The following is a 16,952-nucleotide window of genomic DNA, read 5'->3' on the forward strand; positions in this document are numbered from 1 at the left end:
ATGAGCGAGGATATAAGAATTAAATTATCTCACATGGGTATTAATTTTAATAAAACACTCAAAAAATGTGAGGGCAAAGATTATGACTACCGCCTTTTCATAGTTATGTACAAGAACTTAGTTGATGCAGTAGAAGAGTTTTACAGATTGGAAGCTAAAAACTCAATAATTCACGTAGCTTTCAATGATATGTATGCTAAAAAGTTCGACGAATTAAAGAAACTAGAAAAATCGCTGAAAGATCGAGGCATGATCTAAAACGGGGTCTATCGTTTATCTGTAAGACAATAGGACTTTGTAAAATACTCATTTTATAAGTATTGGAGGAATGAAAATGAAAGTAAGAATAGGTTGCACTGTTAAAGACTATTTGAGGGGCAAAGGCGATATTGTGCTTGCTTCTTGGAGTATCGAATGGGCTGGTTTTACTGTAGGAAAAGCCTATCAAATAAAAGACATTAGTCAAACGAAAAATTTAATCATAGAAAATGATAATGGGGAAACGAAAGAATATGCCTCTGTACATTTCTCACCTTATATTTAATACGCTTTAAGCCTAGAGCGTTAACCGTCTATAACAGGTGGTTAGGTGCTAATGATCAGTGTTGATAAATGAGTGATTTCATAGCCTTAAAAAGTAAAGATATGAATGTGGAGGAATAAGCATGATAACGGATAAAGATCAAGCAAGAATATTACTAAAATCAGCAAAACAAGAGATATTGAGAATGTATGGATGGTCAACTAAAGACTATTCAGCACGTATATCAGAAACAAAAAAAGGTTTGAAATTAACTATTAATTTACTGGTTGCAAAGAAGGGTTTTAAGACAATTTATGATTATTTGGTTGACAAAGTAAACGTAATACATGTACATTCGGACACCGTTACTAGTAAAACGATTTTTGCACAAATTGATTCAGTAATAGAAGAGGAAGTAAAAAAAGGTAATGATAATGGCTTTATTTTTGGAATAGAGTGGAAAGTTTATCCTACAGAAGGAGATAGAAAAATAGCAACCGCAACAATGCGCTATATGAACAATTTATATGATTGTTCAATAAATTAATTGTGCATAAAATTCTTGTTTTACGTAGTTACAAATGTATTAATATTCAATAATAAATGTATAAAACTCGCATTTAATGATATTTTAATTCATAAATATGTATAATTATAAAATTGCTTTGATGGGAGAATATACTTAATGAAAATTGAGAAATTGTGAAGCAAATCAATAAGAAACTTGATGCTGAAGAACTGTACTATCTGAAGATCAACACTCATTCAATTTCTCTCATACATGTACCGTACAAACCAATGCGTAGCAATGCAATCTAAATACATGATTGAAATAATGTAGATATATCTACTATACTAAAATGTATACATAACTTAATGGGTGACATGCTCACAATAAAACTATTCTAAACTTACAAAAAGGAAGATTTTCTTGAAGCATATTTATCATGGTATGTTATTATTAATTGCAGTTATTTTTATAGTTTATGGAATTGTCGTGATTTTCTTTAAAATTGAAGTTTCACCATTTATATCGTCTGTAATAACTGTTTTTTCTTTTATTGTTTCGCTCATGATACTACTCTTTGCCTTGTTGAGAAAGGTAGCTACAAAGTTTTATAAAGGTGTTACAATATTATGTATTCTCATCATGATTGCAGTGATTTCACGTAGTTTTATGCTGCTATACACTGGTGAGTTTGAAAAAACTCTAGATATAAACCTACTATCAAACTATTCAACGATTGTGGCTTTTGGAGTATCGTTAGTTGCTTTTGTTCTGGACGGAAGCAATAACACATCAAGTAAAAGGTATGTATTGACTCGAGAAAATAAATTAAAATTGAAAAAAGGAAAGCTTTAAGTAATATACAAAACCAACAAGCTAAAAGAGGTTTGGTTTTGTTTTTTTATATAAAATTTTAATTTATAAAAAGGGAGAATAATTGGTTTGCGAGATAGAAAGCGAATAAGTTTTGAAGATAGTCATAGATTTTTTGAAAGCGAACAACAAAAATTATGTTCCAATTGTAATCAGTGGTACCCTTGCAATGAAATATATTTCTATAAAAACCTGAGCAATAAAAAAGATGGCCTAAATCCAAAATGCAAGCAATGCAATATTAGTAACTCAACTAAATGGAACAAAGAAAATTATGAAAAGACCCTTACATTCCAAAAGAAAAGAAATGATAAGCCTCAGAATAAAGAAAAAAGGCGACTGTCTGAGAAAAAAAGAAGAGAAAATGGACTTTTGCGGGAGTGGCAAAGAAAAAATAAGGATAAATTAAAACTCTATAGACAGAAAAGATTCAATAAGTCTCATGAAATCACCCAAGATGAGTGGAGTAGATGTTTAGAGTATTTTGAATGGAAATGTGCTTATTGCGATATGACTCAAGAAATACATTTCGCAGTTAATGGACAACAACTACATAGAGATCATGTTATTCACGAAGGCAGCAATTTTATTGACAACTGTGTTCCAGCTTGTAAAGAATGCAATAGTAGTAAACATGATAAGGAATTAACCGAATGGTATAATAAAGAATTTATTCATTTCGATGAAAATAGATTTGCTAAGGTTATTCAATGGGTGACTAAGGATTGGATGTTCACAGAATAGAGATTGATAAATTGTTACTTTTACTAATAAGAAGCGCTGAGTTAATATCTCAAGCGCTTTTTTATTGAGAGTAACATCATTATATATTAAACAACTAAATATAATGAATATATTGACAGAGTAGAAACAGAATGATATACTTATCTCAAGAGAACATTAAAATAAATTTTAACGGAGGTGAGTGCATGACACTAAGAGAAAGAACGCTTCAGTTAATTAGTGAAAGAGGAATTAAGAAATCATTTATTGCTAGTAAATTATCTATAAGTAATTCATTGTTCTCGCTATTTATTAATGATAAGCAGCCACTACAAAAACCTGAAATAATGAAACTGGAGAAATTGATTGAATCTTATAAATAAGTGAAAAGTAGAGGAGAATAAAAATGAGTATACTGAAATTATATGATGAAAGTTTCACTACTTCTGAGAATTGCAGCATTAGAAATAAATACATAGATCGAATAGAAGTGCTTGATAAAGTAAAAGTACTTTCTATGTTGCCAGATAATAAACACATTACAGCAAAAATGATAGCTGAGTACTATGAAGTAGATAAAAATGTCATAGAACAAATTATAAAAAAACAACGAAACGAATTTGTTAGTGATGGTATGTTAATGTTAAAAGGAGAAGAAGCGGTGGATTTTAATACTGAAAACAATTCAGTATTGGTTATTCCGAGGAAAATGATTAATGTGTTTACGAGAAGATCCGTACTGAGAATTGGAATGTTGTTACGTGATAGTGTTATTGCAAAGGAAGTAAGAAATTATTTGTTAAGTATAGAGGAAAACACAACCAATGAACAAAAAAAGATTGTAATTGGGGGCTGGACAGATGAAGATGTTCTTACTTTAAACAAAATATTTAATCAAGAGAGAAAAAGCGGAAATAGTAAGATGGAATCAATTAAGATAGCTGCAAAGGCACTTAAAAAGAATCCTCAAACAGTTTATCAAAAATATCGAAATGTTACCAAGAAGCATGGATCATTAGAGAATTATATATCGACAAATAATTTAGTTTATTTTAATAAGGAATCTCAAGAAAGTCACCAAACAGAACTGGGTAATCCAAAGGAAGAAAACAAAACTGAATTAAATCAAATTCACTTAGAAATAAATAGATTTCTAGAAAATATGAATACTGTAAAAGAGTTAGAATTGAAAGTTAGTCAATTAAAACTTGAAACAAGAGAGATTAAGCATAAATTAGAACTTAAGGAATTAGAACTGGAAGCTAAAGCAGTAGAGATTAATAAGAAAGATAGAACTATTAGCAAGCTTAAGAAAAGTAAGTTGGCTTTAGAATCAAACATTAAAGCAATTCGAAAAATAGTTCTTAGTGGTGTTAATAATACGGGAGAAATTGCAACCATAGAAGAAGAATCATTGGGGCGAACTTACACGAAAGACAAAAATGGATTAGTGGAATTAAAATAGTAGTATTAAAAACTGAGTCTAATTGCAGGCTCAGTTTTTTAATATAATTAAATATAATGAATATTGATAAATATAAAGAATGATGATATAATAGTTTTAACAAAGAAAGCAACACTGTATCGGGAGATAGAAACAATGTATTGTAACCAATTAAAACAACGATTTTATAAGAAATAAATATAAATAAATGGAACTATAAAGCATACGACAAAAAAATATATGGAAATTTTAGGAGGAGAAATTTATGAATAATGAGAGTATTGAAATCGGCTCAGGACAATGGTTTGTACAGCAAGCACCAAAGCAGGGACAAGATTATGAAGAATATAGATCGGAAGTTGTTGGGATTTGCAATGAGAGGTTTAAAAAATACGGCGTACAGATTGGTGATAATGTAAAGATTGAAGTAGTTGGAAGTAGATCATATAAAGGTGTTGTTGCTTATATCTTCGATGATCCTTCGAGTAAAGAAACCATTGTTTCAATAAAACAAAATAAAGGCTACAAAGATATAAAGAGTATAATGATGGGGAAAATTGAAAAACTATAGAGTTTCTAAAGGAGGATGCTTTACATGAAAATCGTTTCAGAATTCATAACAAGAGATTGTGAATATAACAGTAAAGAGGAGAGAAAAAATCATAGAAAGATAATGTTTCAAGATGGTTGGGAGCATAAATACGATTATGAAGTTATCAAATCAAATGTTGGATCGATCCCGGCAGCATCATATGAAAAAGATGTGAAATTTTTTGAGTAAAAACAGTATTTTATAAGGAGTTCACAGATGAAAAATAACAAATCAGTAAGCTTCGATATTATGGTCTCCGATAAGGTATCTGTTGGTGATTTGATCGATGTCGAGGGGAAGAAAATGTATATCACAAAAATTAAGTCAGTTGAAGCGGGGACAGGAGCAAGACTGCTGGTTCAAGGCCTATGTAAAGAAGATCAAATTAGCAAAATGCTGCGAAAGTACATCAGGAATTAATTATAGTAAAAGCAGGATTTTTTAAGGAGTTGAGTAATGTGACCATTGGGTTAGAGTTGATCTGTAAATATAGAGACGTTGAGTATAAAAAACTTGCGGAGCAATTAGGAATTTCTTCTCCAACTATAATGGGGTGGCTGAGCAAGAAAAGACCAATTCCTAAATCTAGACTTGAACAACTATCTGAAATTTTAAATGAAGATGAGGCTTTTATAGCAAAAGACATAAATACTGGAGATAAGATATTGTTTTTGGAATTAGAAGCAAACAGGTTGAGAAAAAGCATGGAAGACTAGATAGATGATGAAACAGTTATTTTACTCTTGACAAATTAAGGAGGAGACAAAATGAAACATTGTTACAACAATAGAATTGCTTCGTGGAACAAAAAGTTTATCTTTTTGTTAAAATATAAAGATACATATAAACATGCGAATGTACCTCAAAATTATGTAGTAGACGATATTAAACTTGGTATGTGGGTAAAAACACAAAGGCAATCTTATCGTAAAGGAAAATTGTCGCAAGATCAAATTGAGAAATTGAATACTGTTGGTTTTAATTACAATATAAGAATAAAAGATGATAAGAAAAAATGGGCTGATAAATACAGTTTACTATTAAAATATAAGCACCAGTATGGTGATTGTGATGTTCCAGTAAGTTATGTATATAAGGATATTAAACTTGGTATGTGGGTAAACCAACAGAGAAAGTCTTATGAAAAAAATTTGTTGTCAGAAGATAGAATAAAGAAACTGGAGGATTTAGGGTTTACATGGGATTTACATGAAAAAACATGGAACAAATATTTTAACTTGTTAAATAATTATAAAAATATTAAGGGAAATATCTGTGTTCCACAGCATTATGAGGTCGACAACATAAAATTAGGAAGATGGGTTACAACTCAAAGACAACTATTAAAAAATAATCTGCTTTCTCAAAAACGTATAGACAGACTTAATTCAATTGGTTTTCAATGGGAAACCCAAAATGAAACGTGGGACAGCTTCTATGAAATTCTACGTCAATATAAATACAACCATGGAAATTGCAACGTTCCAAGAGTATATATAGAAGGTAAAGTAAATCTAGGCAACTGGGTATCCAACCAACGTCAAGCTTATAAAATGAATAAATTGTCGCAAGAACGAATAGTCAAGCTGCAATCTATTGGATTTAAATTGGAACTTAGAAACGCATGAGTTATTAAAATATAAGGTATCTTCATGATAAAAACGGACTTTTATCATCAATACATAGAAAGAAGGACTAAATTGAAAGAAGTAAAAATTAAGGAAATACGTCCCACAGTTGCTCAGTTGGATTTTAAAAGCTATAACGAATTTATTGATTATGCTTCCAGTACAGAGAAAACAAAAAGCGTGGGAATGGATCGTATGCGCGAAATGATGCAGCAGCACAAATCAAAAAAATCATAAAGAGAAGTTATAAGAAAGATCAGGAGGATGCGTTGGTAAGCGTTAAATTAGTATTGATTTATTTTATTAGAATATAGGGAGAGTATGCATGAGAGTATTTGTTGTACTTGAGGATGCAGAAGAAGCGTATGTCTTCAGCGTCAATAGGGTTTTGGTGGATATTTTTCAAAGTGAAGAAGCAGCAAAGGCATTTTGTGATGATCACAATCGAGATAAACCTTATCTAGAATATTATTATGAAGAACGAGAAGTGCGTAAAAGTTGAATTTTACAATATAAAAATACATAAGGAGTGGTAGGTTTATGAATCCACAAGCTATGCAAGAAGCCATGACGTTGATGGAAAAGGCAAAGAAGTATGATGAATTAATCGCTTTTCCCGAAAGAGATTGTGAGTTGCGTTGCTCATTTTGCGGTAAGAGTCAATCTGAAGTGGATAAAATGGTGACAGCAAAGAACATCTGTATTTGCAACGAATGCATTGGACTATGTGCAGAAATTCTTGCTGAGGATGATCATGGTGGATTCAACACTAAGGAATAAAATAATAAGTAAATAATTACTCATAACAGCGAGGAAGACGGCAGGGTGAGACCGCCTGACAAATCAAAAAGGAAGATATATATTTGAGCAACTTAATTCAATTCGAAGGGTTTAACGTGGAGTTTTTAACGAAAGAAGATGTTATTTTTGATTTTGAAGGCGATGTTATTTTTCACGGAAATCAGAGTGCTGAACTCCTTGGATATAAAGATACGAGTGACGCTATCAAAAAACATGTAAGCATTGATGAGAAATATTTGGTCACTAAAGAAAAACTCAACGGCGATTCACCTGTGAGTTTAGGTCAACGGGGTAACTGGTTTATAGAAGAAGATGGGATTTTTGATTTAATTTATTGTAGCAAGTTACCGAAAGCTAGAGAGTTCAAAAAGACAGTAAAAAAAGTAATTAAGCAGATTCAAGCGACTGGTCGTTACGATGAAGCTGAAAATCGAATCGCACAGATTACAGATGAAACAGAGAGAGAATTGCACATGAAGTTGTATGCTATTGGACAAGTATTAAAAGTAGATCCTAGAGACCAATTAGTACAGATTCAATATAAAGATGCTGAAAAATCGCTAGAGCTATACAAGCAACAACAAGAAACAAAGGCGATCAAAGAAAAGGTTGAAGTGTTGACCGAAGCTGTAGAAAGGGTGCAAAATGAAAATGAGTTAATTAGAACACAGCAGCTTTTCGTATGTAATAGAACAAACTTCAGCGAACGAATTAGAATATTAGCTAATAAATATTTCGGTAGAGACTTGCAGCAAGCCTATGGAGAATTATTTAATAAAATGAAGCTTCTTGGTAGTTTTGATGTGTACGCAAGACGAAAAAATGAATGGGAAAAGATGGACGCAGAACGAACAAAAGAAGGTAAGAAACCCTATTCTAAATCTAGCCTAAACAAGAAATATAATTGTGCAGATGTTATTGATGATTATAATAAATGGGAATTGGCAAGTGAGGCTTATAAGACTATAGAAACAGAGTTTGTTCAAAATGGGTCACATAAAGATTTGGTAACACAATAATACATAAAAATCTTGAAAAATTTCATATAACATAGAGTTAATCATATAAATTTGTGCTATAATTGATTATGGAGGGAGGTGAGTATATTGTTAAATGTCAATTCTGCTGAAGTGAATAACAACAAGACTCAAGTATCAATTATGGAGTTGGATGGGCGTACTTACATAGTCTACTTGAAAACTGTTGGAATGTATCAATGCTATCTTGAAGATTTCGAAACAAAGAAAAGAGCTTCATCGGATAAACACGAGAATGCTTCGGATGCTATTGAGGATGCTTGGCGTCAAATTCTTAAAGGGTAGCCGAAAGGCTACTCTTTTTTAAAATAGTGCATGGGAGATTGAGCGAATGGAATATACTAAAAAAGTACATAAACAATATTATCAGTTTTTTAACTTATCTAAGAAGATAGCAAGATTAAGTAATTGGATATGGAGTATTATTGCGGTTGGATTGCTATTTTATCTTATAGGATTCTTTAAATTAGATCTACAATTGATGGGATATTCAGCAACTGTTGCAGTTGGGATGCTTGTTGTTAAACTTATAGAATGGATCTCAGGTTCTATTGGTTTATACTTAGGAACAAAACATCCAGAATTAAGATACATGCAAGGGGCAGATCTAAATGGATGGTATGATTCAACTTATGATTACAACCTAAAGCAAAATTGGTTGACTAAAGCGGTAGAAAACTTGTCGGTAGTAGGGGTTAATTTTTCGAGTAAAAAAATATTTAGTCCTTCTGCAAATAAAGGTAAGTACGAATATAAATTGTCACAACAATATCCTGACTCTAATATAGTTGCTACAGATATATGTGTTCCGAATGAACATATTCAAACATCAGATAACATAGTTTATTTAACTGAGCCTAATGATGCTTTAAAATCAGCCGAGTGTTTATCGAAAATGGGAGTTCAAAAAGTAGATTTAATTTGGGACATAAAAGGTGCTCTTTGGCATACTAAAGATATTTCCAAATTTAACTCACTACTTGAAACATATTTAGACATTCTTTCAGATAATGGAGCAGTGATCATAGATGCTTACGATTTTTCAAGTAAATATATATTAAACCTAAAGCCCAAAAACAAAGGCTACAAGGAAAACTCAACATACACTGTTATTAAAAAGAGACTGAAAAAAGTATCGTGGTTCGAAGAAGCTTTTGAAGTTGTATTGACAGGTGAGGGTGAAGCAAAAATGGCAGTATTATTTAAGAAGATGCATTGATTATCATACTCCTTATAAAAGATTAATTTGACCAAGATCGCTTAGGCGGTCTTTTTTTATAATTAAATATAATGAAATTATATAAAACCTATATACAAAAATAAATAAATGTAGTATAATTAATTTATGAAAAACAACAAATATGAGGTGATTACATGTATAAAGTAACTGTTTTTGAGAAGGTGTTAGGTAAATTAGAGGCGAATACATATTCGTTCGATGATAAAATAGTAATGGCTAAGTTTGCCGCTTTATGTGAAGCTGATGGCGTAATGGTTGTAGTCACTCTAAACACAAAACAAAAAACAGCATAACACTAAGAGAGGATGAAATAAGATGAAAAGCCTATCAGGAACGGCGATTTATATTGTAGGCATGCTGGCTATGGAGAAAAGAGATGTAGAAAATACACTTGAAAAATTAGTTGAATCAGTTAGGAGCCGAAGAGATTATGATAGTCTAGACTTTATTGCAATACATAATCAAATAAAACGAATAACTTCAAGATATGTGCAACTCATCAATGAGATTGAAACGTTGAATACTAAACTAGATCATTAATTATTGGGGGACATAAAACAAATGAACATAGGAGATAAGGTATATCTAAAAGCTGTCGGAAATATGGCTGTTAAATATAAGGATCAGCTACTTATTAAAGAATCGAAAATAACAAAGGTGGGAAGGAAATACTTTGAGGTAGATGGAGTAAAATTTAAAATGGAGAACAAAGAGCAAGAAACTGGTGGCTATACTGCCGATTGGAAACTATACTTTTCCAAACAAGAAATCTTAGACGAACAAGAATTTCAAAAGTTAGAGCGTGACATTAGATCGAAATTTAATGCTTTTGGTAAGTTAGATCTGACGCTAGACCAACTTAAACGAATCAATGAAATTATCAATGAGTAGATAAAACTATATTTTTATAAAGAAAGTTGGGGTAGCAAAGATGTCTAAAGAAATCCTAATCGAACAAAACATACTTTTGGAAGTTCTCAGTCATATGAGAAAAGAAGGATTAATTCAAAATACTTATCAGTTTGCTGGAGCAAAATGCATCGAAGTTGATGGACAAAGAAGAATCTACATCAACTTTGAAGAGTGGTCATATCCTTTTATAATGGGGAGAGAGCATTCCCGAACTTTGCCAGAACAGTTTTACGAGCATATAAAATGATCCTTTTACAATGGAAGGAGGAAGGCAATTGTTCAGATTAGAATGCTATCTTTTTGGCAACAAAGTAAAAGATAAAATGTTGAACGATAGCTTGCTAAAAGCAACTAGAGTCGCAAAAAAATTAGTTCAGACTGGTCAATTTACTGCTGTTGCTATTTATAATCATGAAAACCGTTGGCTTAAAGAATATGTGAGAGATACTAGGTAAGGAGCGATAAACTTGAAAAGAGAATTGTTTGCTATGTACGTGAAGTCAGGAAAAAGGTGCAAAACATTAGATGAGTTTAAAAAATATTTATTGGGTAGACAAACGAGTGGCTATGTATTTTTGTATCACAATAAAGAGGAGGAATATATAAAAGCTGTGGATGAGGCAAAGATGATTGTAGAAAATTCTGTTGAAGAGTATAAGGATTTATTGTTACCCAAATGGGTGAAATGATCTTCTGATAAGGAGTGATTTAAAATGTCCCAAAGGAAACAATGGTTTGAAAAGTTCATTGGCTGCTGTTTTGGTATTGATGGTGAGGAATACATATTTCAAGGAACATTTACTAATACCGAAACGAACAATGGGAAGCCATATCAATATGTATTCGAGGCCGAGGGTAAGCCACAGGTAATAATGACGTACAAAGAAGCTCGTACAACTATGGGAGCTATGATTGATAAGTACAGTAAGTAATTTGTTATGAGGAGTGAAATTAAAAATGTTTATTATGTTCGTATACGCTAACGGCAAGTGTTATAACGGCGGAATGGGAATCCGTGGTGATTTAACCGAACTTCATAAGAAAGCTACTGAAATTTCGAAGAAGATCTTCACGCAAAATCCTCATGCTGAAGTCAGTACAAAAATTTTGAAATATATCTGATCAAATGAATATTTTACGAGGAGACAAAGATAGGAGTGATACAAATAGCTGATATAGAGAAAATGATGAATCTGGCAAAAGAACAAGGGATAAAAGTTACAGAGAATAGCGATAAACCAGGATTCTTTATAACTAAAGATGGAGTTAAGAAAAGAATTGGCACTAAAGAGCTACTCAGCATTTGTTTTGATCTTGAAAGTCAGTAAAAAGATTATTTTATTTTCATTATACTGGAGGTGAATTCATTGAAAGCAAAAGTATTTATAGATGAAGGCGCAATGTTGAGTCCAGATCAAAAGATGATTCTTGATAATAAATACGATTCATATATAACTTTTGCTGTTCCATCGTTAGTAAATTTTGAGGATCTAGTTACACTAGATCAAAATTTAGACTTTACTGAAACAGTAGATTATGTCTTTGCTTGTTCTAATGTGAAGTTTTTGAATTTCTTTATGCTCAGGTTGACAAAAGAAGCGGGAAGGCAAATTGCCAATAGTCGATTTGTTAATGTGAAGTCTACGATAGGTGTGTTTGCTTTCGTGTATGATGATGCTAATGATCGATGGATATTAGTGAATTAGCATGATTGATTTTATAAGGAGATGAGAATTGTGAAAGATGAAACAAGTTGAGTATTCAGTAGATAGAACTTTTGATGACAGTCCAGCAATTTATAGAGCTAGTTCTGAAAAGAATGTTTTTGTTAATGTTAATTCTAAGCGAGAAGATGATAGAGGATTTCATATTCAGTCATTATTGGAAGGATTCAATGAGGAAGATTGTGTAATTATCTTTGCTCGGAAGTATTGATAAAAGGATTCTTTTATAAGAATAAAAGGGATGATGAGAAAAATGTCAATGTATTCACAAGTCAAGTTAAGTCTTAGAATGACAGAGAATAAGGTACTAAAAGTTAATAATGAAATTTCCAAACTGCCTAGATGTGGGCATGATGATTTTATTACATTAAACGGCGATATTATTAATGCGAAAATAACATTGAACTATGGTCTTAAAACATTGATTGAGTTTCTTAAGGAACTTGAGCAGCAAATGATGTGCGATGAACTCACTTTTGTTGGATACTTTTCCTCAGAAGAAAGAAACATTGAACGAACTAATCTATACCTTTATAAGAATCGCTTCTTTTTGATCAAAAGTGAAAGCATTGATGGTTATGGGTACAGTGATACACAATATAAGATAACGGACTTACATAATTCACCGATTGTTTATTACCAAAGTGATTTTGAAGAAGAGAAAGACAATATGTTTTTCGTTGGAAAATTTATAGAAGATTCTGATATACAATGAAATAATAGGAGAAATTAGATGAGCAAATTTGATTTATGGGAACACGGTATCGATTCATGGACGGGATATTTTATTATTGAAGCGTTAAGTGCAGTAGGTAAAAACAGTCCCTTATATCAAAAAGGATATGATCCTTCATCTATGGAAGCAAAATTAATTATCAATGGAGTAGACTTGCCATTAGCTAAAGTATTCGAACACATTGGTGGACAATTCGAGGATATGGTAAAGAAGAGGGCTGAAGGAATGATTGAGGATAAATTAGACAAAGATTTTATGGATTCACTTCGTTCAATTTCTAGATTAACAGATGAACTTGAAGATAAATTGAAAATAAAAATAAATAATATTCTTAGTGAATAGAAGTGTTTCTTATGAGGAGATGATCGAATGAATATTAATGAGAAACGAAGGAAGAATTACGAAGATGTTAAGAGTCGCTTAAGTGAGATGGAACATGAAGAGTTTATGGAGATCATTGATAAGGTATTTCGATTAATTGAAGCACAAGATAAGAACCCAAAGAATGACGATTTTGAATACTTCTTTGAACTACGTGAAAATATCGAACTCTACGAATTGTTGTTACTTGAGCTATCAAAACGAAAAAATCAAGCCATTGCTAACTATCAAGATTATTTATAAAAGAAGTATTTGATAACAAAAAAAGAAGCGACCAAAAGTCGCAACTTAATCAAAGTATTTATTAGCAAAAATAATTGCTATACCAATCGCTAAGAAAATAAAAGCAAATGGAATAGACACAGTGTAGTCATTTAATGCTTGAACTAAATCTTTATTAAGCGAATTGCTAATCTGAGAACCCATAAATTCTCGTGTATCTGGAGTAACCCTTAGCAGATGTTTGATGAAGTATGCATAAATAGCATAAACGAAGGATAGTGCGCTTAATCCATAACCCAAATTTTTGATTTTTACTACCATTCATATTTTCCTTTCTCAATTTAAGATTAATTTAATTATACTAATCTATTTGTATGATATGCAAATACTGGAATGTAATCAAGTAAGAAGGAGCGAAGATTATGAAGACTAGGGTTTTTACATGTTCTAACGGGACAGAGTTAATTGTTAAACATCGAAAATCAGCAGTGATATTTGAAATGAATCAAAACCAAATAAATAATAAATATAATGTTACATATAATTTTGAACTTAAGGATTTCGTAGAGTTGTATAACTACATTAAAATGATTGCGAATGAAGCTTGGGCTAATTTATCTCCCAAGGGAGCCGACAGTTTAGGATCAGACTATTACGAATATTATGACAAAGAACTCGACACTAATGGCTATCTTCATATCCGAGAAAACACAATTTTTATAGATAGACCAGCATTAAATGAACACAAACTTTATCAATTCAATAAGAAAAAAATGGAGTCATTTATTTATGACTTTGAAAAGCTTGTTAAGAGTTAGTGTTATCAGCAATAGGGAAATGTTACAGATAAAATAAGTCTTTTAATAACTATAATTCACATAACAACGGAGGAATAAATATGTTTACAGTAATTAATACAGAAACGAAGAAATACCTTAGAGCAGATTGGGAAGAACAGCGCGGTCAACTATATACGCATGACGTAGATCTAGCTGTCAAGTTTGAGAATTGGCATGATGCTGAAGATATTACAGAAGCAACGGAACAAGTAGTACCTCTGTCTAACGAATAAAAATATAATAAAAGGAGAATTTGAGATGGATACATATATGATAGTTGTAGATGGAAAAGTAAAAGAAGAAATCGAAACCGCTGGACGTTCCAAAGAAGCAATGAGTTTTGTATTGATTGATCGTTTCTATCACTGGAGTATTTTTTCTGCTAATGTGAACATCTATAGTTCTTTAACGGGGAGTGAGTATCATTATGTTTAAAGCTGGGGCATTAAAAGATAATAAGCTGTATGTTAGGAATGATCAGGGCAAGTGGATCGAATTACAAGAAGCAGCGAAACAATATGAACAACATAGAATATTGAAACATACATAATAAAGATAACGTTAATGTGGTCTTTTTAATAAACAAAAATAATGAATATATTGAATATGGTATAGAGATATGTTATGATTTATTTATCGATAGGCAAACATTGTAAAGAAACTAGTAACATAGTATTGTAGAGTTTGAAGAATATTGCGCTATTGCGCAGAGGTGATACAGAATGAGTCAGGATAAAAAGAAGATATTCGTATACGACGAAGCAACTAAAAAGGAAATGGAAGTAGATGTTTCACGCATTGTCGCCTTTCAAGCTAGGACTATTAAAAGGAAGTCATTGTTGGTGGCTTTCATGGATGATGGCAATCAATATATTATGTTGTAGTAAAAGGTTTATTTTATTCATAAAATGAAGGAGTAACAATATGAATGCACAGGATAAGGTTCTGGAGGGGTTTGCTAGAATGTCAATGGCATCTTATGACGCAAAAGAAGCCATTGAAAAACTCGAAAAGGCTCAAGATCACTACAAGGATATGAAGGTTGAAGAATGCGTTCAAAATATATTAAGCTTACTAAAAGAAAATAAAAAACTAACAGAAAGAGATATGATACTATTAATTGGAACTTTAGCAACTGACATTAAAGAGATTTACGTGAAATAACTAATTTATAAGGAGATGAAGACATGAGACTGGTTAAAGGAAAAGCAACAAAGAATATAGCAATGGCCGAGATCTTCAATAAAGAAAAAGGTGATATTTTCTTTGATTATAAAGGTGTTCCTGTCACAAAGGGAATGCTTTATTTAGAAGATAAATTTCTAATGATTGATAAGATGGACAAAATTGAAGATTTAGTAAAAGGAATAAACGAATACCTTGCAGATGAACTTCAAGAGAGACAGGACAGGTTTAAGCTCTTCATTGATGGAAATTTTACACACGATGAAGTACAAATACTAAAGAGGATAGAAGAGAATAAATTGGTTGAGTTAACAGTGAGCGTTCAGACAACTGAAGACGGAATCTCAATTCAATTTGTGTGAAATGACTGTTTTACCTTGAAAATATTTTAAGGAAAGAGGTACTCATATGTCTGAAGCACCTTACGGATATCATATTTTAAATGGAGAAATGGTTGCACATCCATTTGAATCGAAAGTTGTTAGATTAACCTATGGACTATCACAGATTGGACTCGAATCTAGTGATATTCAGTATCTGTTGGAAGAGTTTAAAGTTCCAAAACGTGGTGAAGATTATAACTACGATATCGACGGGAATTTACATGAAATATACGTTGCTGGAGCCAAGCTTCTTATTAATCTAATTCAAGAAAAAATCGATAATGAAATTGTTTATTTGCCCGGAGATAAAGAAAAAACACATCCGATTGTTTCTGCTATTAGTTTAGTAGATATTTTTGATAAATTTGGAGGTTCAGATGAAACTTTGTGAGACGGTTATTCAAAAGTGAATGGTGGTAAGAAAATGAATTGGTTCAAGAAGAAAAAACCTGTTTATGAGAAAACAAGAATAATGGTCTTAGATCCTGACTTGGGATTTGATGTTAGATGGATGGATAATCACATTAATAGCCTAGCTGAAATTATAGGAAACCATCCGATTGGAATGCCAATCAAAGGAACAAGTCTAAGTGTACACTCAGTACCTACTGCTTTAAGTGATGACAAAAGACCAAATATTGAGATTGAAGGCAAACAACTTACAGGAATAGTTGTAATCATGGCAAACGAAGAAGAAAAGGTTGAAGGTGTGAGAAAAATAATTTCAATTTCAGCAGACGAAGTTAAATTTATATTGGATACCTTTGAGTTAAAGTAAAAGATGTGTTTCACAGGGAAGGAGCATAGCTGTGACTGATAAGATTGACCTGTATGTTGACGATCTTAGAGACTGTCCAGATGGCTTTGTGGTGGCTCGTACATACTATGAAGCAATACATATCCTTGAAACCAAAAGTGTCGGCATTCTTACGTTAGACCATGATTTGGGAGAGGACGTAGATGGTAAAGAACTGCCTAACGGATATGACTTGGTGAAGTACTTCTGTGAACATGGATTGAGGGCTGATAAGATATATTTACATACAGACAACCCTGTGGGACGCAAGAACATGCATGAAACGTTGTTAGCTGCTCAGCGGAGAGGTTTTATCGATGAGGATATTGAGATATATCATTATCCTATAACGGTGAACAAGTATTCTGGTAGCTGGTAAAAGGCATGTTTCATAATGGAGAGGAG

The 16,952-nt window shown here is 32.0% G+C and carries 42 protein-coding genes; 41 read left to right on the forward strand and 1 reads right to left on the reverse strand.

What is annotated here, in order from left to right:
* From G7035_RS19985 to G7035_RS20140, 32 genes are all read left to right on the forward strand, one after another.
* On the forward strand, window positions 1-258 hold the full coding sequence (locus G7035_RS19985) for a hypothetical protein (RefSeq protein WP_019687718.1): 258 nt from the start codon (window positions 1-3) through the stop codon (window positions 256-258).
* Window positions 259-334: 76 nt separating this feature from the next.
* Window positions 335-544: a hypothetical protein gene (locus G7035_RS19990; protein ID WP_019687717.1), complete on the forward strand. Its 210-nt coding sequence runs from the start codon at window positions 335-337 to the stop codon at window positions 542-544.
* A 121-nt stretch (window positions 545-665) separates the two neighbouring features.
* The gene (locus G7035_RS19995; RefSeq protein ID WP_019687716.1) at window positions 666-1,070 is read left to right on the forward strand and encodes a hypothetical protein; all 405 of its coding nucleotides are present in this window, start codon (window positions 666-668) and stop codon (window positions 1,068-1,070) included.
* Between the two features lie 384 nt (window positions 1,071-1,454).
* A complete protein-coding gene (locus G7035_RS20000; protein WP_019687715.1) occupies window positions 1,455-1,886 on the forward strand; it encodes a hypothetical protein in 432 nt (143 codons plus the stop codon).
* A gap of 87 nt (window positions 1,887-1,973) precedes the next feature.
* Entirely contained in the window at window positions 1,974-2,648 is a 675-nt protein-coding gene (locus G7035_RS20005; RefSeq protein ID WP_019687714.1) for an HNH endonuclease, read from the forward strand.
* Between the two features lie 185 nt (window positions 2,649-2,833).
* On the forward strand, window positions 2,834-3,010 hold the full coding sequence (locus G7035_RS20010) for a hypothetical protein (protein WP_019687713.1): 177 nt from the start codon (window positions 2,834-2,836) through the stop codon (window positions 3,008-3,010).
* 23 nt (window positions 3,011-3,033) lie between these two features.
* Window positions 3,034-4,092: an ORF6N domain-containing protein gene (locus tag G7035_RS20015; RefSeq protein ID WP_019687712.1), complete on the forward strand. Its 1,059-nt coding sequence runs from the start codon at window positions 3,034-3,036 to the stop codon at window positions 4,090-4,092.
* 244 nt (window positions 4,093-4,336) lie between these two features.
* Entirely contained in the window at window positions 4,337-4,642 is a 306-nt protein-coding gene (locus G7035_RS20020) for a hypothetical protein (RefSeq protein ID WP_019687711.1), read from the forward strand.
* Window positions 4,643-4,666: 24 nt separating this feature from the next.
* A complete protein-coding gene (locus G7035_RS20025; RefSeq protein ID WP_019687710.1) occupies window positions 4,667-4,852 on the forward strand; it encodes a hypothetical protein in 186 nt (61 codons plus the stop codon).
* 27 nt (window positions 4,853-4,879) lie between these two features.
* Entirely contained in the window at window positions 4,880-5,083 is a 204-nt protein-coding gene (locus G7035_RS20030; protein ID WP_019687709.1) for a hypothetical protein, read from the forward strand.
* 38 nt (window positions 5,084-5,121) lie between these two features.
* Window positions 5,122-5,379 (forward strand): helix-turn-helix domain-containing protein, encoded by a 258-nt coding sequence (locus G7035_RS20035; RefSeq protein WP_019687708.1) that lies wholly within the window; start codon window positions 5,122-5,124, stop codon window positions 5,377-5,379.
* Between the two features lie 51 nt (window positions 5,380-5,430).
* Window positions 5,431-6,291 (forward strand): helicase associated domain-containing protein, encoded by an 861-nt coding sequence (locus tag G7035_RS20040; RefSeq protein WP_019687707.1) that lies wholly within the window; start codon window positions 5,431-5,433, stop codon window positions 6,289-6,291.
* Window positions 6,292-6,363: 72 nt separating this feature from the next.
* On the forward strand, window positions 6,364-6,528 hold the full coding sequence (locus tag G7035_RS20045; RefSeq protein WP_019687706.1) for a hypothetical protein: 165 nt from the start codon (window positions 6,364-6,366) through the stop codon (window positions 6,526-6,528).
* Window positions 6,529-6,616: 88 nt separating this feature from the next.
* The gene (locus tag G7035_RS20050) at window positions 6,617-6,793 is read left to right on the forward strand and encodes a hypothetical protein (protein WP_019687705.1); all 177 of its coding nucleotides are present in this window, start codon (window positions 6,617-6,619) and stop codon (window positions 6,791-6,793) included.
* Between the two features lie 38 nt (window positions 6,794-6,831).
* Complete coding sequence (locus tag G7035_RS20055) at window positions 6,832-7,071, forward strand: ClpX C4-type zinc finger protein (protein WP_019687704.1); 240 nt, start codon at window positions 6,832-6,834, stop codon at window positions 7,069-7,071.
* A gap of 83 nt (window positions 7,072-7,154) precedes the next feature.
* Window positions 7,155-8,111, forward strand: coding sequence for a BRO-N domain-containing protein (locus G7035_RS20060; protein ID WP_019687703.1), 957 nt, complete (start codon window positions 7,155-7,157; stop codon window positions 8,109-8,111).
* Window positions 8,112-8,198: 87 nt separating this feature from the next.
* A complete protein-coding gene (locus G7035_RS20065; RefSeq protein WP_019687702.1) occupies window positions 8,199-8,414 on the forward strand; it encodes a hypothetical protein in 216 nt (71 codons plus the stop codon).
* 46 nt (window positions 8,415-8,460) lie between these two features.
* Complete coding sequence (locus G7035_RS20070; RefSeq protein ID WP_019687701.1) at window positions 8,461-9,348, forward strand: hypothetical protein; 888 nt, start codon at window positions 8,461-8,463, stop codon at window positions 9,346-9,348.
* A gap of 155 nt (window positions 9,349-9,503) precedes the next feature.
* Window positions 9,504-9,662, forward strand: a complete 159-nt coding sequence (locus G7035_RS20075; protein WP_019687700.1) for a hypothetical protein — start codon at window positions 9,504-9,506, stop codon at window positions 9,660-9,662.
* Window positions 9,663-9,684: 22 nt separating this feature from the next.
* On the forward strand, window positions 9,685-9,909 hold the full coding sequence (locus tag G7035_RS20080; RefSeq protein WP_019687699.1) for a hypothetical protein: 225 nt from the start codon (window positions 9,685-9,687) through the stop codon (window positions 9,907-9,909).
* Between the two features lie 21 nt (window positions 9,910-9,930).
* Complete coding sequence (locus G7035_RS20085; protein ID WP_019687698.1) at window positions 9,931-10,260, forward strand: beta barrel domain-containing protein; 330 nt, start codon at window positions 9,931-9,933, stop codon at window positions 10,258-10,260.
* 40 nt (window positions 10,261-10,300) lie between these two features.
* A complete protein-coding gene (locus G7035_RS20090) occupies window positions 10,301-10,528 on the forward strand; it encodes a hypothetical protein (protein WP_019687697.1) in 228 nt (75 codons plus the stop codon).
* Window positions 10,529-10,556: 28 nt separating this feature from the next.
* Window positions 10,557-10,736, forward strand: coding sequence for a hypothetical protein (locus tag G7035_RS20095; protein WP_019687696.1), 180 nt, complete (start codon window positions 10,557-10,559; stop codon window positions 10,734-10,736).
* 12 nt (window positions 10,737-10,748) lie between these two features.
* A complete protein-coding gene (locus G7035_RS20100; protein WP_019687695.1) occupies window positions 10,749-10,970 on the forward strand; it encodes a hypothetical protein in 222 nt (73 codons plus the stop codon).
* 24 nt (window positions 10,971-10,994) lie between these two features.
* A complete protein-coding gene (locus G7035_RS20105) occupies window positions 10,995-11,213 on the forward strand; it encodes a hypothetical protein (RefSeq protein ID WP_019687694.1) in 219 nt (72 codons plus the stop codon).
* A 25-nt stretch (window positions 11,214-11,238) separates the two neighbouring features.
* Window positions 11,239-11,403: a hypothetical protein gene (locus G7035_RS20110; protein WP_019687693.1), complete on the forward strand. Its 165-nt coding sequence runs from the start codon at window positions 11,239-11,241 to the stop codon at window positions 11,401-11,403.
* 35 nt (window positions 11,404-11,438) lie between these two features.
* On the forward strand, window positions 11,439-11,609 hold the full coding sequence (locus G7035_RS20115; protein ID WP_019687692.1) for a hypothetical protein: 171 nt from the start codon (window positions 11,439-11,441) through the stop codon (window positions 11,607-11,609).
* Window positions 11,610-11,648: 39 nt separating this feature from the next.
* Complete coding sequence (locus G7035_RS20120; protein WP_019687691.1) at window positions 11,649-11,987, forward strand: hypothetical protein; 339 nt, start codon at window positions 11,649-11,651, stop codon at window positions 11,985-11,987.
* A 37-nt stretch (window positions 11,988-12,024) separates the two neighbouring features.
* Window positions 12,025-12,216, forward strand: coding sequence for a hypothetical protein (locus G7035_RS20125; protein ID WP_019687690.1), 192 nt, complete (start codon window positions 12,025-12,027; stop codon window positions 12,214-12,216).
* Window positions 12,217-12,294: 78 nt separating this feature from the next.
* The gene (locus G7035_RS20130) at window positions 12,295-12,720 is read left to right on the forward strand and encodes a hypothetical protein (RefSeq protein WP_182096028.1); all 426 of its coding nucleotides are present in this window, start codon (window positions 12,295-12,297) and stop codon (window positions 12,718-12,720) included.
* Between the two features lie 18 nt (window positions 12,721-12,738).
* Entirely contained in the window at window positions 12,739-13,083 is a 345-nt protein-coding gene (locus tag G7035_RS20135) for a hypothetical protein (RefSeq protein ID WP_019687688.1), read from the forward strand.
* Window positions 13,084-13,110: 27 nt separating this feature from the next.
* Complete coding sequence (locus G7035_RS20140; RefSeq protein ID WP_019687687.1) at window positions 13,111-13,365, forward strand: hypothetical protein; 255 nt, start codon at window positions 13,111-13,113, stop codon at window positions 13,363-13,365.
* A 45-nt stretch (window positions 13,366-13,410) separates the two neighbouring features.
* On the opposite strand, the gene G7035_RS20145 is transcribed toward G7035_RS20140, so the two are convergent.
* On the reverse strand, window positions 13,411-13,665 hold the full coding sequence (locus G7035_RS20145) for a hypothetical protein (protein ID WP_019687686.1): 255 nt from the start codon (window positions 13,663-13,665) through the stop codon (window positions 13,411-13,413).
* A 101-nt stretch (window positions 13,666-13,766) separates the two neighbouring features.
* Here G7035_RS20145 and G7035_RS20150 point away from each other — a divergent pair, with 101 nt between their 5' ends.
* From G7035_RS20150 to G7035_RS20190, 9 genes are all read left to right on the forward strand, one after another.
* Entirely contained in the window at window positions 13,767-14,162 is a 396-nt protein-coding gene (locus G7035_RS20150; RefSeq protein ID WP_019687685.1) for a hypothetical protein, read from the forward strand.
* 80 nt (window positions 14,163-14,242) lie between these two features.
* Window positions 14,243-14,416 carry a hypothetical protein gene (locus G7035_RS20155; RefSeq protein WP_019687684.1) on the forward strand — a complete coding sequence of 58 codons (174 nt, stop codon included), beginning with the start codon at window positions 14,243-14,245 and terminating at the stop codon, window positions 14,414-14,416.
* 25 nt (window positions 14,417-14,441) lie between these two features.
* Window positions 14,442-14,618 carry a hypothetical protein gene (locus tag G7035_RS20160; RefSeq protein ID WP_019687683.1) on the forward strand — a complete coding sequence of 59 codons (177 nt, stop codon included), beginning with the start codon at window positions 14,442-14,444 and terminating at the stop codon, window positions 14,616-14,618.
* 287 nt (window positions 14,619-14,905) lie between these two features.
* Entirely contained in the window at window positions 14,906-15,067 is a 162-nt protein-coding gene (locus G7035_RS20165) for a hypothetical protein (RefSeq protein WP_019687681.1), read from the forward strand.
* A 40-nt stretch (window positions 15,068-15,107) separates the two neighbouring features.
* The gene (locus G7035_RS20170; RefSeq protein ID WP_019687680.1) at window positions 15,108-15,347 is read left to right on the forward strand and encodes a hypothetical protein; all 240 of its coding nucleotides are present in this window, start codon (window positions 15,108-15,110) and stop codon (window positions 15,345-15,347) included.
* Between the two features lie 23 nt (window positions 15,348-15,370).
* Window positions 15,371-15,730, forward strand: a complete 360-nt coding sequence (locus G7035_RS20175; RefSeq protein ID WP_019687679.1) for a hypothetical protein — start codon at window positions 15,371-15,373, stop codon at window positions 15,728-15,730.
* A gap of 46 nt (window positions 15,731-15,776) precedes the next feature.
* Window positions 15,777-16,142, forward strand: a complete 366-nt coding sequence (locus G7035_RS20180) for a hypothetical protein (protein WP_019687678.1) — start codon at window positions 15,777-15,779, stop codon at window positions 16,140-16,142.
* A 33-nt stretch (window positions 16,143-16,175) separates the two neighbouring features.
* Complete coding sequence (locus tag G7035_RS20185) at window positions 16,176-16,529, forward strand: hypothetical protein (protein ID WP_019687677.1); 354 nt, start codon at window positions 16,176-16,178, stop codon at window positions 16,527-16,529.
* Between the two features lie 31 nt (window positions 16,530-16,560).
* Window positions 16,561-16,926, forward strand: coding sequence for a cyclic-phosphate processing receiver domain-containing protein (locus G7035_RS20190; RefSeq protein WP_019687676.1), 366 nt, complete (start codon window positions 16,561-16,563; stop codon window positions 16,924-16,926).
* The last annotated feature ends 26 nt before the right edge of the window (window positions 16,927-16,952 follow it).

Source organism: Paenibacillus polymyxa (genome assembly GCF_015710975.1).
Taxonomy (GTDB): domain Bacteria; phylum Bacillota; class Bacilli; order Paenibacillales; family Paenibacillaceae; genus Paenibacillus; species Paenibacillus polymyxa.

Bases quoted from the DNA above. Each gene is read 5' to 3' on its own strand.
- G7035_RS20165 (WP_019687681.1), top strand. From the start codon at position 14,906: ATGAGTCAGGATAAAAAGAAGATATTCGTATACGACGAAGCAACTAAA.
- G7035_RS20010 (WP_019687713.1), top strand. From the start codon at position 2,834: ATGACACTAAGAGAAAGAACGCTTCAGTTAATTAGTGAAAGAGGAATT.
- G7035_RS20075 (WP_019687700.1), top strand. From the start codon at position 9,504: ATGTATAAAGTAACTGTTTTTGAGAAGGTGTTAGGTAAATTAGAGGCG.
- G7035_RS20025 (WP_019687710.1), top strand. From the start codon at position 4,667: ATGAAAATCGTTTCAGAATTCATAACAAGAGATTGTGAATATAACAGT.
- G7035_RS20090 (WP_019687697.1), top strand. From the start codon at position 10,301: ATGTCTAAAGAAATCCTAATCGAACAAAACATACTTTTGGAAGTTCTC.
- G7035_RS19985 (WP_019687718.1), top strand. From the start codon at position 1: ATGAGCGAGGATATAAGAATTAAATTATCTCACATGGGTATTAATTTT.
- G7035_RS20055 (WP_019687704.1), top strand. From the start codon at position 6,832: ATGAATCCACAAGCTATGCAAGAAGCCATGACGTTGATGGAAAAGGCA.
- G7035_RS20185 (WP_019687677.1), top strand. From the start codon at position 16,176: ATGAATTGGTTCAAGAAGAAAAAACCTGTTTATGAGAAAACAAGAATA.
- G7035_RS20080 (WP_019687699.1), top strand. From the start codon at position 9,685: ATGAAAAGCCTATCAGGAACGGCGATTTATATTGTAGGCATGCTGGCT.
- G7035_RS20155 (WP_019687684.1), top strand. From the start codon at position 14,243: ATGTTTACAGTAATTAATACAGAAACGAAGAAATACCTTAGAGCAGAT.
- G7035_RS20135 (WP_019687688.1), top strand. From the start codon at position 12,739: ATGAGCAAATTTGATTTATGGGAACACGGTATCGATTCATGGACGGGA.
- G7035_RS20050 (WP_019687705.1), top strand. From the start codon at position 6,617: ATGAGAGTATTTGTTGTACTTGAGGATGCAGAAGAAGCGTATGTCTTC.
- G7035_RS20175 (WP_019687679.1), top strand. From the start codon at position 15,371: ATGAGACTGGTTAAAGGAAAAGCAACAAAGAATATAGCAATGGCCGAG.
- G7035_RS20015 (WP_019687712.1), top strand. From the start codon at position 3,034: ATGAGTATACTGAAATTATATGATGAAAGTTTCACTACTTCTGAGAAT.
- G7035_RS20020 (WP_019687711.1), top strand. From the start codon at position 4,337: ATGAATAATGAGAGTATTGAAATCGGCTCAGGACAATGGTTTGTACAG.
- G7035_RS20070 (WP_019687701.1), top strand. From the start codon at position 8,461: ATGGAATATACTAAAAAAGTACATAAACAATATTATCAGTTTTTTAAC.
- G7035_RS20110 (WP_019687693.1), top strand. From the start codon at position 11,239: ATGTTTATTATGTTCGTATACGCTAACGGCAAGTGTTATAACGGCGGA.
- G7035_RS19995 (WP_019687716.1), top strand. From the start codon at position 666: ATGATAACGGATAAAGATCAAGCAAGAATATTACTAAAATCAGCAAAA.
- G7035_RS20130 (WP_182096028.1), top strand. From the start codon at position 12,295: ATGACAGAGAATAAGGTACTAAAAGTTAATAATGAAATTTCCAAACTG.
- G7035_RS20125 (WP_019687690.1), top strand. From the start codon at position 12,025: ATGAAACAAGTTGAGTATTCAGTAGATAGAACTTTTGATGACAGTCCA.
- G7035_RS20150 (WP_019687685.1), top strand. From the start codon at position 13,767: ATGAAGACTAGGGTTTTTACATGTTCTAACGGGACAGAGTTAATTGTT.
- G7035_RS20030 (WP_019687709.1), top strand. From the start codon at position 4,880: ATGAAAAATAACAAATCAGTAAGCTTCGATATTATGGTCTCCGATAAG.
- G7035_RS20170 (WP_019687680.1), top strand. From the start codon at position 15,108: ATGAATGCACAGGATAAGGTTCTGGAGGGGTTTGCTAGAATGTCAATG.
- G7035_RS20145 (WP_019687686.1), bottom strand. From the start codon at position 13,665: ATGGTAGTAAAAATCAAAAATTTGGGTTATGGATTAAGCGCACTATCC.
- G7035_RS20040 (WP_019687707.1), top strand. From the start codon at position 5,431: ATGAAACATTGTTACAACAATAGAATTGCTTCGTGGAACAAAAAGTTT.
- G7035_RS19990 (WP_019687717.1), top strand. From the start codon at position 335: ATGAAAGTAAGAATAGGTTGCACTGTTAAAGACTATTTGAGGGGCAAA.
- G7035_RS20160 (WP_019687683.1), top strand. From the start codon at position 14,442: ATGGATACATATATGATAGTTGTAGATGGAAAAGTAAAAGAAGAAATC.
- G7035_RS20180 (WP_019687678.1), top strand. From the start codon at position 15,777: ATGTCTGAAGCACCTTACGGATATCATATTTTAAATGGAGAAATGGTT.
- G7035_RS20140 (WP_019687687.1), top strand. From the start codon at position 13,111: ATGAATATTAATGAGAAACGAAGGAAGAATTACGAAGATGTTAAGAGT.
- G7035_RS20085 (WP_019687698.1), top strand. From the start codon at position 9,931: ATGAACATAGGAGATAAGGTATATCTAAAAGCTGTCGGAAATATGGCT.
- G7035_RS20105 (WP_019687694.1), top strand. From the start codon at position 10,995: ATGTCCCAAAGGAAACAATGGTTTGAAAAGTTCATTGGCTGCTGTTTT.